The organism is Bacteroides sp. (genome assembly GCF_029057325.1).
Classification (GTDB): Bacteria; Bacteroidota; Bacteroidia; order Bacteroidales; family Bacteroidaceae; genus Bacteroides.
Genome location: NZ_JAICZW010000073.1, coordinates 1 through 13,546 on the forward strand (window position 1 = coordinate 1; position 13,546 = coordinate 13,546).

The following is a 13,546-nucleotide window of genomic DNA, read 5'->3' on the forward strand; positions in this document are numbered from 1 at the left end:
TGCATGTCAATAAATTAATAATAGCAGATATTTTTTTGTTAGTTACTATAAACATTCCGCAAATGTATCATAAAATATTTGATAAAACAAATAAATTGTGAATAACGCTACAAGATAATCAGATAAATTACTATTATTATGTCTTATGATATGAACGATTAATTTGTATCTTCATATAAATGGAAAAAAGTAATATATATATCGGAGAAATCATCAAGAACGTGATGCTTGAGCAACAGGTCACCAAGGCTGAACTTGCACGAAGACTGAATGTTAAACCTCAGAGCGTGGACTATATGCTTACCAGAAAAAGTATTGATACGGATACATTGTATAATGTTTCGCGTGCCTTGAACTACGATTTTGCATTGCTGTATTCTATCCACAAGGAACAGACAAATTTTGATACTTCAAATCAGGAATACAAGTTTGCCACTGCCAAAGTGTTGGTAGAGATTGAATTGAAGCCTGAAGACATTGCTAAATTGAATCTCAAAAAGCGGATTACCGATGTGTTGAAGTAGCGATACTTTTCTTGTTTATTTGTTCGCTGAAAGCGAGTTCAAAAACCTGCGAAACTTGATAATATGTCTGCAACCATCTCAGCCGACATAGTTTCTCCCACTTCATTGTCAGAAAACAAACAGCCCCCTTCAGCATGAAACTCCAAAAGATAGTCATCGCCATCGATTCCTTCAAAGGATGCCTCACCTCGGCAGAGGCCGGAAAAGCTGTCGCGCAAGGTGTACAGGCGGCATGTCCCGGATGTGAAACCCTTGTCCTCCCCGTGGCCGATGGCGGAGAGGGAATGCTCGACGTGCTACTGGCGGCAACGGACGGAAAGCGCATCGCGCTCCGTGCCCACGACCCGCTGATGAGACTACGCGACACCTGTTACGGCATATCGGGCGACGGACGGACCGCTTTCATTGAGATGGCCGCCATCAGCGGACTGCCCCTACTCTCCTCCGCCGAACGGAACCCGATGAAGACCACAACCTTCGGAACGGGCGAACTGATACGCGATGCCTTGGAACGGGGATGCCGCCGCTTCCTCATCGGGCTGGGTGGAAGCGCCACGAACGATGCCGGACTGGGCATGCTGCAAGCCTTGGGATTTCGCTTCTTCGACAAGGAGGGACGCGAAGTGGGAAGCACCGAAGAAGGCCGCGCCCTGTGTGGTGCCCTATTGCCGCAAATCTGCTCCATCGACATCGCTTCTGCCCACCCCGCCCTGAAAGAGGCCCGCTTCACGGCAGCGTGCGACGTGCGCAATCCCTTCTTCGGCCCTCAAGGGGCAGCTGTGATATTCGCCCCTCAGAAGGGAGCAGACAAGGAGATGGTGAGAGAGCTGGATACCGCCATGCGGCAGCTCGCGGCAATCGTGCTACGCACAACCGGCAAAGACATCTCCACCTATCCCGGTGCCGGTGCGGCAGGCGGCATGGGTGGAAGCCTGCACGCCTTTCTGGACGCTCCCTTAAAGCCGGGGATAGAGTGGCTGCTAGAAGCGACGGACTTTGCAGAGAAGATAAAGGGCGCCGACCTCCTCCTCACCGGAGAAGGGAAATCGGACCGGCAGACCGTCATGGGAAAAGTGCCCTGGGGCATCTTGCAGGAAGCCCGGAAGCAGCACATCCCCGTCATCCTGCTGGCAGGAGCGATAGAAGATACCGCAATATTGAATGAAGCGGGCTTCCGAGGCATATTCTCCATCACCCCCTCTCCCATCCCGTTGGAACAGGCGATGCAACCGGAAATGGCTCAGGAGAATCTCCGACAAACGGCGGAGCAAATCTGCCGCATCCTCTCTTAGGCAGCCGGGAAACGCGACTTCTGCCACCGATAGTAACCGATGCCAACCGCATCGGCAAGCAGCCCACCGATAGGGATGGACCACCAGATGCCCGCCACACCCACCTCGGGTATGGAAGCGAGCCAGTAGGAAAGAGCGACACGGGTGCCCAACGACAGCACGGTCAGCACAACGGACATGCCCGGCATGCGGATGGCGCGATAGTAACCGTAGAGCAGAAACAGGATGCCGATGCCGCCATAGAAAGCGCCTTCGATGCGCAGATAGGCCACTCCCACCGCTATAATCTCCGTCTCGTCCGGACGGACAAAGACCAGCATCAGCGGTTCGGCAAACACGAAGACCAGCACGGACACGAAAACGGAGAAAGCCACAGACGTGACAAACGCACTGCGGACACCCCGGCTGATGCGGTCGTAACGCTGGGCGCCAAAATTCTGCGCAACGAAAGTGGAAAAGGCGTTCCCGAATTCCTGCACGGGCATGTAGGCGAAAGAGTCTATCTTCACAGCCGCCGCAAAAGCCGCCATCACCGCCGTGCCAAAGCTGTTGACAAGCCCCTGTATCATCAGAATCCCCAAATTCATGACCGACTGCTGGATGCAGGTCAACGTGGAGAAGGAAGCAATCTCCTTCAGGCAGGCAACGTCAAGGCGCATCTCTTCCCGGCGCCACCGGAGTTCGGGACGTTTCCGATAGGTATAGGCCATAATGCCCAAAGCGGCCACCACCTGCGCCACGACCGTGGCCGAAGCCGCTCCCTCTATGCCCCCGTCCCATCGGAGGATGAGCAACAAATCGAGGAGAATATTCAGGACAACGGAAACCGCCAGAAACCAAAGCGGCGTGACGGAATCGCCCACCGCACGCAGCAGAGCCGCATAGAAGTTATAGATAAAGGTGAAGACGATGCCGCAAAAGATAATCCACAAATAGCCGCGCATCATGCCATAGATGTCCTGCGGCACCTGCAACAGCCGTAGAATCGGGTCGAGGCAGAGGAAGACCGCTACATTCAACAGCAGAGTCACGCCTCCTGTCAGCACGAATGAACTGAAGATGCTGCGGCGCAATGCCTCGTGGTTTCCGGCACCATAATGCAAGGAGAAGACGGTGCCGCTGCCCATCGCCAGCCCCAGCAGGATGGAGACCAGAAAAACCATCAGCGTATAGGCCGAACCGACGGCTGCCAGCGCACCCGCTCCGATACATTGCCCCACAATCAGCGTATCGGCAATGTTGTAGCATTGCTGCAAAAAAGAACCCACCATCATGGGCAGGGTGAAGCGCAGTAAAGTGGCGGTTATGCCTCCTTGCGTGAGGTCTCCTCTTCGTCGCAGTATGACTCTTTGCTTTTTTAACGGTTCCATTTCGGGCGCAAAGATAGCACAAACAAAAAAGACAGAGGAATTATCCTCTGTCTTTCTGACTTTGTTCTTCGGGGCTGTTCAGCATCTTGACCATCTGACTGACATCACGTTTATCAGCCTTGCTATACAGCCCAATCTGCTGCCCGGGCACTGTTTCCTTCTCATTCCGCAACGGTTTGGCGGAGCGGCAGGATGCTCCTTTCGCACCGCATGCCTTCTTGTTATCCATGTTCATACCTATTGAATTTTGTTGATATCCTAATAACAAGCCGACACGGCAGAATGTTCGCCACAGGCTCCACAAAATGTCACGTTCGCCACAAACGGCGTACGGCCTTCCGGCAAGCAGCGATTTCCTTCTCGCTCAAATCCGGCCGTTTCCCGGTTCCTCCCTTTTCGATGGCTTTCACCAGCTTGAAGCCGCTCCACTTCAGTATCTCCTTGAGGGCTTTCACCACTCCACGGGTCTGGTTGTAGAGAATGTTGAAAGGGAAAGGAGTGGTGCTGGCGCTCACCACAACGGCCTTTTTGCCTTTATGAAGCGGAAGCGGCATGCCCCAGGCGTTTTCTCCCATCAGGCCGTAAACCATCCGGTCGAAGAGCACTTTCAGTTCTCCCGGCAGGTTCCCCCAATAACAGGGTGCACCTATTATCAGCGCATCGACCTCCTTAACAGCTTGCAACACCCGCTGCGCACCGTCTTCCGGAAGGCAGCACCTCAACGCGCTGCGGCACTTCATGCAACCGATGCAAGGGCGAACATTCAGTTCCGACACGTACACATAAATCACTTCCGCTCCTTTCTCCTCTGCCTCCCGCCTCATCACTTCCAGCATCTTCGAAACATTTCCATGCCGGCGGGGACTGCTGTTGAGAATCAATATTTTCATAAGAAATTCATACTTTCGGGCAAAGGTCGGCATTTTCAGCAAAAAAACATAGGAAGTTTTCAGTAAAAACATAGCCGCTTTTCTCGAAAAACATAGGAAGTTTCCGATGAAAACATAGGAGCTTTTTTACTGCAAATTCTGAGGCTTCTCCTGCTTTTGGGCAAGCTTCAGTTCGGTGATGAAAGCAATAATAAGACCTGCCCCGCCAAACAACAGTACACAAGCACCATAAATCAGTGAGACTATTCTATACTCATAATTTCTTGTTAGATAACCGGGAACCGTGGTACAGCAAATCAAATAGCCAACCAGCAACCCCAATCCCATACCGACGAGCAGACATCCGATTTTCAAGGCAGAAGATGAGAAAGAGAAGTCATTACTATAAGATTTCAAAAGCGGAAACTTAGGCATTGCCTCGATTTCTCCCATCTTTTCAATCAGCATCATTCGCTCCTTCTTGCAAACAAAGAGTTCAAACAATTTGTAAATTCCCAAAGCAATAATTGCTATCACCACAGGTACAGTAATAAAATCCATCATAATTCGTTTCGTTTTTAAATGAATAATTTGTTTCTTTGCCCTTTTAGACGCAATGATGAATGGAAGGTTACACCTTTCGCACAAAAAAAGGAAATAATATATCAGTTTACCGCTATTATAGGTTGCGTTGACAGACACTTGTGTTCAAGATGACAGACACAAGTGTTTGAGACGACAGACACAAGTGTCTGACAAACCATCTATAAATAATTGATAAAGAGAGCTTTTCAAAAGAAGATTTTAAATCTTTATTTCAAGTCTTTATAGATAAGGTAAACACACCTATCGTTTCCTCTTCAGGCTGTCCGAGAACTTCCGTTATGCTTTCTTTTAGGCACGGATTACACGAGTTTCACAGCTTTTTCTTTATCCTATCCGTGAAATCCGTGTAATCCGTGCCTAAAATCATAACAACATGCAAGCAACAACCAGGTTTTCGGACAACCTCCCTCAAAAAATTTGTGCCGATTCTGTAACCATTCGAAGAAAACAGCGTCTAAAAGGACGAAATGAGAAACGACGAAAGACATATCATCCAACGCATCCTGAGAGGAGAGACCGCGCTCTACGAGCAACTCGTCCAAACATACGGACAGCAGGTGTTTACCTTGATAGTCCGCATGGTCTCCAATCAGGAGGACGCCGAAGAGCTGACTCAGGACACCTTCCTGAAAGCTTTCCAGCATCTTTCGTCCTTCAAAGAGAACTGTTCTTTCTCGACATGGATTTACTCGATAGCCTACAACACGGCTATCTCAAGCCTGCGGAAAAGGAAGTTCGACACCTGCATCATGGACTCCGTAACGCTTGCCGGCATTTCGGATGCCCAAGTGGACGAGGCGCTGAACGAGGAGAGCGAAGAGCAGATAGCCCGGCTGAACCGCGCCATAGAACGGCTCAACCCGGAAGAGCGGACTTTAATCAGCCTGTTCTACTATGAGGAGAAAACATTGAACGAAGTGGCCCTCATCTTAGGACTGACGGAAAACAACGCCAAAGTGAAGCTGTACCGTGTACGCAAAAAAATATATGCTTTAATGAAAATGGAAGAAGTATGAACGAGGAACAAAAAGACAAAGGATTGAGAAAAGCAGCCGGGAAGCAGCCGGACTTCCGCCTGCCATCCAACTTCACCTACCGCACCATGCTGAAGGTGGAGGAAGCCGTGCATCTGCGTGAAAAGAGAACGGAACGAAACACCCTGTTCGCCACCATCCTTGCCGCCCTCTTCCTGATAGGTTGCAGCGTGGCCGGGCTTCTCTTGTACTTTGAAGAGAGCATCCGGGAAGCATTCACTTCCGCTCCCCGCCTGCAAGTGGAAGACGTTCAGATTCCCTCCTTTTATATGTTGCTGATTGCCGCCATCCCCCTCTTCCAGCTGTTCGACCGATGGATGAGAAGGCAATACTTCAAACGGCATCCCTGATGACAGGGAGAAAAAAAAGAACGAGCGTATGCCCCAAACATCGGATGGCATACGCTCGTTTCCTTTTCAAATCCTATATTAATCCAGCTTATGAATTATCAGTCCCGAACGCAGCTTCGGTTCAAACCACGTTGTCTTGGGAGGCATGATGTTGCCCGTATCGGCAATGTCCATCAACTGCTTCATGCTGACCGGATAGAGGGCAAGAGCCACCTGCATCTCACCGCTGTCCACCCGCTTCTTCAGTTCGCCCAATCCACGGATACCGCCTACAAAGTCGATGCGCTTGTCTGAACGGAGGTCCTTGATGCCCAGAATTTCATCCAGAATCAGATTGGAAGAGATGGTCACGTCCAATACACCAATGGGGTCGTTGTCATTGTAAGTGCCCGGTTTGGCAGTCAGGCTGTACCACTTTCCACCCAGATAGAGGGAGAAGTTGTGCAAGCCGGAGGGCTTATAGATGTCCGCACCCTTCTCTTCCACGGTGAAGTTCTTGCTTACAGCTGCCAGAAACTCTTCGGGAGTCAGCCCATTCAGGTCTTTCACCACACGGTTGTAGTCGATAATCGTCAACTGATTGGCAGGAAAGCAGACAGCCATGAAGTAGTTATACTCTTCGTCTCCCCGATGGTTGGGGTTCTGCTTCGCCTTCTCCGCACCTACCAAAGCGGCGGCGGCACTGCGGTGATGGCCGTCGGCAATGTAGAGGGCGGGCATCTTGGCGAACTCTTGGGTGATTGTCTCTATGTCTTCCACCTTGTCGATAATCCAGAAGGTATGGCCGAAGCCGTCGCCCGGAGCGATAAAGTCATAGACAGGTTGCTCAGCTGTATAGCGGGCGATGATGGCATCCAGCGTGACATTGTCCGGATAAGCGAAGAATACAGGCTCAATGTTGGCATTGTTCACGCGGACATGTTTCATGCGGTCCTCTTCCTTGTCGCGACGGGTCAGCTCATGCTTCTTGATGACACCGTTCATATAGTCGGACACGTAGGCACCGACCACCAATCCGTACTGTGTCTTGCCGTTCATGGTCTGGGCATAGACGTAGTAGTTCTCTTTCTCGTCTTGAACCAACCATCCCTTGTCCTGGAACATCTGGAAGTTCTCGGCAGCTTTCTGATACACACGTTCGTCATGCTCATCTGTACCAACCGGAAAATCTATTTCCGGCTTGATGATATGATAGAGGGATTTCTCGTTACCTTCCGCTTCGGCACGCGCTTCCGCAGAGTTCAATACATCGTAAGGACGGGATGCAACCTGTTCCACCAGGTCCTGTGGGGGACGAATGCCCTTAAATGGTTTTATTACAGCCATGGCTTTAGATTTTAGATTTCTGAAATAATATTTATTTATTAACGCGGAACTTCTCGCAGCCCTCTTTCAGGAAGCCGACAATTTGTTTTGCAGCGGCAATACCCGCATTGATATTCGCCTCGGCAGTCTGCGCACCCATCTTCTTCGGAGTTGAGAAATAGCGGCCTGCAAACTTGGAAGCAAAGGTTTCGTTGGCAGCAGGCATGATGTCGGTCACGTACTTCAGGTCGGCACGTTCTTCCATCAACTGAATCAGTTCGGTTTCATTGATGACTTCCTTGCGTGCCGTATTCACCAGCAGACCGCCTTTCGGCATCCGGCTCACTAAAGCGTGGTTGATGGAATTCTTCGTTTCGGTAGTTGCAGGGATATGCAGGGAAACGACGTCGCATGTAGCGTACAATTCTTCGGCAGAATCTACCGCCTTCACGCCTTCGCTCTCTATCACCTCTTTCGGACAGAAAGCATCGAAGGCATAGATATCCATCCCTACGCCTTTTGCGATACGAGCTACGTTGCGGCCTACGTTGCCGTACGCATGGATACCCAGCTTCTTACCCTTCAGTTCTGTACCCGAAGTACCGTTATACATATTGCGGACAGCCATCACCATGAGTCCGAAGGCAAGTTCGGCAACAGCGTTGGAGTTCTGTCCCGGCGTGTTCATCACACAGACGTTGTGGGTGGTGGCAGCCTCCAGATCCACGTTGTCGTAACCGGCACCGGCACGCACCACAATCTTCAGTTCCTTGGCAGCCTCCAGCACTTCGGCATCAATGATGTCGCTGCGGATAATGATGGCGTTGGCATCTTTCACAGCTTCCAGCAATTTGGCCTTTTCGCCATATTTCTCCAGCAGTACGAGTTCATAACCGGCTGCTTCTATCTCTTTGCGAATACCGTCCACGGCAACTTTAGCGAACGGTTTGTCTGTTGCAACTAATACTTTCATAATTCAAGGGGTATTAAAAAAGACTCACCACAGATGGCACAGAGCAACACAGACGTTCGTTTAACTCATCTGTGAAATCTCTCTATGTAATCTGTGGTGAATAAAGGTTATTAATGAAGTTTCTCAAATTCCTGCATGCAGTCTATCAAGGCCTGCACGCTCTCCTTCGGCATGGCATTGTAGCAGGATGCGCGGAAACCGCCCACGGAACGGTGTCCCTTGATGCCTACCATACCTCTTTCGGTAGCGAACTTCAGGAAGTCAGCTTCCAGCTCCTTATATTCGGGAGCCATCACGAAGCAGATGTTCATACGCGAACGGTCTTCCTTGGCTGCCGTACCCATAAACAGCTTGTTGCGGTCTATCTCGGCATACAGCATATCGGCCTTCTCGATGGCACGGCGCTCCATTTCTTTCACACCACCCTGCGCCTTAATCCAGCGCAACGTCTGCAAAGCGGCATAAATAGGAAGTACGGGAGGCGTATTGAACATGGAGCCGCCATCCACATGTGTCTGATAGTTCAGCATCGTCGGGATGTAACGGGACACCTTACCCAATGCGTCATTCTTCACGATGACGAATGTCACACCGGCAGGAGCCAGGTTCTTCTGGGCACCGCCATAAATACAGATGTATTTGGAGACATCAATCGGACGGGAGAAGATGTCGGAAGACATATCGGCAATCATCGGCACATCCACATCCAAATCTTCTTTCAATTCAGTACCATAGATGGTATTGTTGGTCGTAATGTGGAAATAGTCCACATCGGCAGGAATGGTATAATCCTTCGGAATATAAGTATAGGTAGCTTCGGCGGAAGAGGCAACTTCGACCACTTCACCAAAACCTTTCGCTTCTTTCATCGCCTTCTTTGCCCACACACCCGTATTCAGGTAAGCGGCTTTCTTCTCCAGGAAGTTGAAAGGAATCATGCAGAATTCCAAACTGGCACCTCCTCCCAAGAAGAGTACCGAATAACCTTCGGGAATATTGAGCAATTCTTTAAACAAGGCAACTGCTTCGTCAACCACTGGTTGGAAGTTTTTGGCACGATGACTGATTTCCATCAAGGAAAGACCGGAGTCTTCAAAATCAAGAACGGCTTTGGCTGTGTTCTCAATTACTTCACGCGGAAGAATGGAAGGTCCAGCATTGAAATTATGTTTTTTCATTTGAAGTTTGTTTTGGTTATACAATTGGGTTTATTAATGTCTTTCGACATTGCGAAATTACGGAAATATTTCTTTAAAACAAACCTTTCCCCATGAAATTCCATTAGCGTGCCACATTTCGCTTGCTTTTTATTGGTTTGTATAGAATATACATATCTTTTTGTTATCCGTACTTACCAACAAATAATCTCTTCAAATAAACCGGAAGAGCAAAGTGTTTATTACTTCATTTTCGATAGAAGAATCACCGACAAAAACAAGCAATTATAAGAAAACCGGTCATTTTGCCTCTTCAATTAGGGTCTTCATACCCTTAATTTTCTCACCGCGCACCAACGTAAGCAGTTGCTTCGCCTTACCGCGCCTTACCGCAACAAAGGCATAATGCTCTTTCACGTCCACCTGCCCCACATCTTCCTTGGCTAGCCCACCTTTCTTATATAGGAAACCGACAATATCAATTTTGTTCAGCTTATCCTTTTTGCCCTTACCTATATATAAGGTAGTCCAACGCGACTTGGCAGGCGGAGGTGTTTGCTCCGGCAATTCAAAAACGGGGATATCTTCCGGCACATACTCGGGCAAGCGTTCGCCGGCATGAAGAATCAGGAAAGAAGCCCCCTGCGCCTCCCAGCGTGCCGTACGACCGTTGCGGTGCGTAAAGGCCTCTTCATTGACGGGAAGATGGTAATGCACCACATTCTCAATGCAAGGAATATCCAACCCGCGAGCCGCCAGATCGGTGGACACAAGCACGGGGCAACTGCCATTGCGGAACTTGTAGAGCGAACGCTCGCGGTCGGCCTGCTCCATACCACCGTGAAACATGTCGCAAGGGAATTTGCGTGCTTGCAGGTAGCCGGTGACACGTTCCACACTTTCGCGATAGTTCACAAAAACCAGCGTAGAAGCACCTCCCAACGTGCAGAGCAAGCGGTAGAGTGTTTCCAACTTATCTTTTTCGGGAGAGAGCACTTTTTGCAAGTTCAGACGTTGGGAGACACTCTCTCCCTCAAGGAAGTTCAGTTTGATAAACTCATCCGCTTCGGTCGAGTGAAGGTTGGGCACCGCCGAGTTGCTCTTTACAAAAACAGGAATTTCCGCGGCATCGGTAGCCGAAAGCAGCACCCGCTTTTTCAGCGAAGGCAACTGCCCGATAACCTCCGACATTTCATCCTGAAAACCAAACTCCAGGCATTTGTCAAACTCATCTATAATTAATGTGGTAACAATACGAGCCTCGAAGTTGCCTTTCCTCAAATGGTCGTTCATCCGGCCCGGCGTACCGATGATGACCGCAGGATTCATGCCACGCATGGTCCGATGCTCCTCCATGGCAGGACGCCCCCCGTAGCAGCTCATCACCTTGAAGGGGGAATTCATCGTCTTGAACACCGCCTCAATCTGCAAAGCCAATTCGCGGGAGGGCACCAACACCACCGCTTGTACCCCAACCACTTCCGGTCGCAACGATTGCACCAATGGCAAGAGGAAGGCAAGCGTCTTGCCCGATCCGGTGGGCGAAAGCAATACTAAATCTTTATGGGAAGCATAAGCCTCGATGGCAGCCTCCTGCATCGGGGTAAGTTGTTCTATCTTCAGGTTGCGAAGGATATCTGATTGTTTCATGGGGATATGTTTGCTAATTTGGTTGCAAAGATAGTATAAATCTTAATTTAATGCCAATGCGACAAGAAAACGGTGCCTTTTGAAGAACATCCCGCAGTTCTCAAAAGACACCGTTTTTTTCTTATTATCCTACTAACAGACCTGTTTATGCCTAATCAATAGCAATTTCATCGAGGAACAGATAAGCCTGTTTGCCTGCTCCCGGATGCCACTTCGGCAATTCCGGAGTTTTCTTTCCAACAATGCGTACATAGCGTGCTTGGACCTTGTCGAAACTTATCGTATCGCGTTTCAGCACATTGTTCTTGCTGCCTTTTTCCAATACAGGTATGGTCTTCGAAGCAATCTTGTTGTAGGTGCTCCCATCGTTGGAACCGTATATTTCCAATCCGGACAGGCCGAAGATATAGTCGCCCGGAACGAGATAGGTGCCAAGTGAAACGGAAGATATTTCTTTCGCCTCCTGCAAATCGACTGTTGCATCGAAGTCTTGTCCATAAATACCGATATAGCGTCCTGACCGATAATTGTCATTACCCTCCAAACCGTTTACCAACAAGTCGGCTCCCTGATAGGTATATCTTTCATCGGGTTCGCATTGCAGGGTGATAGGACGCATGGTAGCCAGATTGTACGTCAAGGTTTCTTCGGCGATGTTGCTTGCACGTCCGTTGCGGATAGCCCGTGCCTTGATAGTCGCCGTCTGATTGATGGTGAACGGCTCCGTATATAGCTGCGACTGGTCTGTCGGCTCGGAACCGTCCAGCGTATAGTAAACCGGCGCATTGTCGAATGTGCTCAGCTCAACTACTGCCGCACCGTCTTGTCCCTTAGGGCTGACGCTTATCGTCACATCTTCTATGTCTTCCTTGTAATGGCAGCTGTGCACTCCGTATAAATCCAACTGGTGACGGAGGCGCTTCAAAAATCCGCCCAAGTCTTTCTTTGCCGGATTGCCCCATTGCAGTTCGCTCAGCGCGGCGATGCGCGGCATCATCTGCCACTCCATCTTCAGGCTGTCTTTGGTCCATTCCGTCCAGATACATCCCTGCACGCCGATAATGTTCTTCTTCTCTTCCAGAGTCAATTTCTCAGACTGAGGCTCAAAAGTATATACACGTTCCACGCTGCTGATGCCCTTCAGGCGGTTGTAACCCGGATTACTGAAGTACAGATGGCTGATGGGGCAGACGATGGTGTGATGGCCCAGCCGCGCCGCCTTGACAGATGCACCTGCGCTTGTCCATGCCATAACGGTGGTGGTTTCCGGATTCGGATTGCCTTCCAGAATTTCGTCCCATGCCAGCATCTTCTTTCCTCGCTTGGCTATTTCCTTCTGCACTTCGCTCATGAAATAGACCTGGAGCTGGTTTTCCTTGCTGTGTTCCTTAGTATCACGCAGTCCCAGTTCCTTAATCTTCGCCTGACATTTCGGACACTTCTCCCATTCCGCTTTCGGGCATTCATCCCCTCCGATGTGGATATAAGGAGCGTCCGGAAATATATCCATCAGTTCGTTCACCACGTCTTTGGCAAATTGCAGTGTCTTGGGGTTTCCTCCGCAAAGCACTTCCTTGAAGACGCCAAATCGGATAGCCGTCTCATACGGTCCGCCTGTACATCCCAGTTCCGGATACGAAGCCAGTGCCGCCAGCATGTGTCCAGGCATGTCTATCTCAGGGATAACCGTGATAAAGCGCTCTGCCGCATACGCCACGATTTCTTTGGCATCCTCTTGCGTATAGTAACCGCTTACTGGCGTGCCGTCATCTTCATCGGAACCCCATGCAATCATCGTCGCCTTACGGTAAGAACCTATTTCAGTCAGTTTCGGATATTTTTTGATTTCAATACGCCAGCCCTGGTCTTCGGTCAGATGCCAATGGAAGTAGTTGATGTTGTGCAGTGCCATGACATCAATCAATTTCTTCAGATACTCTTTCGAGAAGAAATGACGGCCTACATCTATCATAAAGCCACGGTAATTGTACTGCGGAAAGTCTTTCACTTCGCCGGCCGGCAGCGATGCCAATGCCTTGCCCCCTGTTATAGGAAGCGCTTTGTGTATGGTCTGGCAACCGTAGAAGACACCTGCTTCTGTGGCTCCAGTTAGCGTAACCGCATCGGCTGTGACATTCAATTCATACCCTTCTTTGTGCCCGATGGACGGATCTGTTCTCAGGACAATGCTGTTTTTTCCAGCCTTGGTAGCCGTCTTGACCTCCGTTCCTGTCACCTCCCGGATATAATCGGCGAGAAGACGGGCGGTGCTAGCCAGTTTTTCATTACCCTCCTCATAACAAATGGTTGTAGAAGAGTTGATGACAAAAGGCGCTGCCGACGGGGTTTCCACAACTTCCTGCGGCAACGGGATGACACTCAGACTTCCTGTCCGAATCTCTTGTGTTCCACACGC

General features: G+C 49.9%; 13 protein-coding genes. 4 read left to right on the forward strand and 9 right to left on the reverse strand.

The window, feature by feature from the left end:
• Nucleotides 1–179 precede the first annotated feature (179 nt).
• Both K2G43_RS04390 and K2G43_RS04395 read left to right on the forward strand, forming a co-directional pair.
• Nucleotides 180–524, forward strand: a complete 345-nt coding sequence (locus K2G43_RS04390; protein ID WP_297644147.1) for a helix-turn-helix domain-containing protein — start codon at nt 180–182, stop codon at nt 522–524.
• A 134-nt stretch (nt 525–658) separates the two neighbouring features.
• On the forward strand, nt 659–1,816 hold the full coding sequence (locus tag K2G43_RS04395) for a glycerate kinase (RefSeq protein WP_300153145.1): 1,158 nt from the start codon (nt 659–661) through the stop codon (nt 1,814–1,816).
• Here the strand turns inward: K2G43_RS04395 and K2G43_RS04400 are convergent.
• The 4 genes from K2G43_RS04400 to K2G43_RS04415 all read right to left on the reverse strand — a co-directional run bounded on the left by K2G43_RS04400 (nt 1,813) and on the right by K2G43_RS04415 (nt 4,619).
• Entirely contained in the window at nt 1,813–3,156 is a 1,344-nt protein-coding gene (locus tag K2G43_RS04400) for an MATE family efflux transporter (protein WP_300153160.1), read from the reverse strand. The two genes, K2G43_RS04395 and K2G43_RS04400, sit on opposite strands and share 4 nt — an antisense overlap.
• Nucleotides 3,157–3,226: 70 nt before the next feature.
• Nucleotides 3,227–3,421 (reverse strand): hypothetical protein, encoded by a 195-nt coding sequence (locus K2G43_RS04405; RefSeq protein WP_297644145.1) that lies wholly within the window; start codon nt 3,419–3,421, stop codon nt 3,227–3,229.
• A 73-nt stretch (nt 3,422–3,494) separates the two neighbouring features.
• Nucleotides 3,495–4,076: a flavodoxin family protein gene (locus K2G43_RS04410; RefSeq protein WP_300153148.1), complete on the reverse strand. Its 582-nt coding sequence runs from the start codon at nt 4,074–4,076 to the stop codon at nt 3,495–3,497.
• Between the two features lie 126 nt (nt 4,077–4,202).
• On the reverse strand, nt 4,203–4,619 hold the full coding sequence (locus K2G43_RS04415; RefSeq protein WP_297644143.1) for a DUF6249 domain-containing protein: 417 nt from the start codon (nt 4,617–4,619) through the stop codon (nt 4,203–4,205).
• A gap of 509 nt (nt 4,620–5,128) precedes the next feature.
• Between K2G43_RS04415 and K2G43_RS04420 the strand changes: the two genes are divergently transcribed.
• Together K2G43_RS04420 and K2G43_RS04425 are read left to right on the forward strand one after the other, a co-directional pair.
• Complete coding sequence (locus tag K2G43_RS04420; RefSeq protein WP_300153150.1) at nt 5,129–5,677, forward strand: sigma-70 family RNA polymerase sigma factor; 549 nt, start codon at nt 5,129–5,131, stop codon at nt 5,675–5,677.
• Nucleotides 5,674–6,045, forward strand: a complete 372-nt coding sequence (locus K2G43_RS04425; protein ID WP_297644141.1) for a hypothetical protein — start codon at nt 5,674–5,676, stop codon at nt 6,043–6,045. Before K2G43_RS04420 ends, K2G43_RS04425 begins: the two co-directional genes overlap by 4 nt.
• Before the next feature lie 78 nt (nt 6,046–6,123).
• Here the strand turns inward: K2G43_RS04425 and K2G43_RS04430 are convergent, their stop codons facing one another.
• From K2G43_RS04430 to K2G43_RS04450, 5 genes are all read right to left on the reverse strand, one after another.
• Nucleotides 6,124–7,371 (reverse strand): DUF1015 domain-containing protein, encoded by a 1,248-nt coding sequence (locus K2G43_RS04430; protein ID WP_300153152.1) that lies wholly within the window; start codon nt 7,369–7,371, stop codon nt 6,124–6,126.
• A gap of 31 nt (nt 7,372–7,402) precedes the next feature.
• Nucleotides 7,403–8,323, reverse strand: coding sequence for an NAD(P)-dependent oxidoreductase (locus tag K2G43_RS04435; protein WP_300153154.1), 921 nt, complete (start codon nt 8,321–8,323; stop codon nt 7,403–7,405).
• Between the two features lie 110 nt (nt 8,324–8,433).
• A complete protein-coding gene (gene serC / locus K2G43_RS04440) occupies nt 8,434–9,501 on the reverse strand; it encodes a 3-phosphoserine/phosphohydroxythreonine transaminase (protein WP_297644138.1) in 1,068 nt (355 codons plus the stop codon).
• Nucleotides 9,502–9,780: 279 nt separating this feature from the next.
• On the reverse strand, nt 9,781–11,130 hold the full coding sequence (locus tag K2G43_RS04445; RefSeq protein ID WP_300153156.1) for a DEAD/DEAH box helicase: 1,350 nt from the start codon (nt 11,128–11,130) through the stop codon (nt 9,781–9,783).
• Between the two features lie 151 nt (nt 11,131–11,281).
• Nucleotides 11,282–13,546: family 20 glycosylhydrolase (locus tag K2G43_RS04450; protein WP_300153158.1), on the reverse strand; the 2,265-nt coding region annotated here is incomplete at its 5' end.

Bases quoted from the DNA above. Each gene is read 5' to 3' on its own strand.
- K2G43_RS04390 (WP_297644147.1), top strand. From the start codon at position 180: ATGGAAAAAAGTAATATATATATCGGAGAAATCATCAAGAACGTGATG.
- K2G43_RS04395 (WP_300153145.1), top strand. From the start codon at position 659: ATGAAACTCCAAAAGATAGTCATCGCCATCGATTCCTTCAAAGGATGC.
- K2G43_RS04405 (WP_297644145.1), bottom strand. From the start codon at position 3,421: ATGAACATGGATAACAAGAAGGCATGCGGTGCGAAAGGAGCATCCTGC.
- K2G43_RS04410 (WP_300153148.1), bottom strand. From the start codon at position 4,076: ATGAAAATATTGATTCTCAACAGCAGTCCCCGCCGGCATGGAAATGTT.
- K2G43_RS04415 (WP_297644143.1), bottom strand. From the start codon at position 4,619: ATGATGGATTTTATTACTGTACCTGTGGTGATAGCAATTATTGCTTTG.
- K2G43_RS04420 (WP_300153150.1), top strand. From the start codon at position 5,129: ATGAGAAACGACGAAAGACATATCATCCAACGCATCCTGAGAGGAGAG.
- K2G43_RS04425 (WP_297644141.1), top strand. From the start codon at position 5,674: ATGAACGAGGAACAAAAAGACAAAGGATTGAGAAAAGCAGCCGGGAAG.
- K2G43_RS04430 (WP_300153152.1), bottom strand. From the start codon at position 7,371: ATGGCTGTAATAAAACCATTTAAGGGCATTCGTCCCCCACAGGACCTG.
- K2G43_RS04435 (WP_300153154.1), bottom strand. From the start codon at position 8,323: ATGAAAGTATTAGTTGCAACAGACAAACCGTTCGCTAAAGTTGCCGTG.
- serC (WP_297644138.1), bottom strand. From the start codon at position 9,501: ATGAAAAAACATAATTTCAATGCTGGACCTTCCATTCTTCCGCGTGAA.
- K2G43_RS04445 (WP_300153156.1), bottom strand. From the start codon at position 11,130: ATGAAACAATCAGATATCCTTCGCAACCTGAAGATAGAACAACTTACC.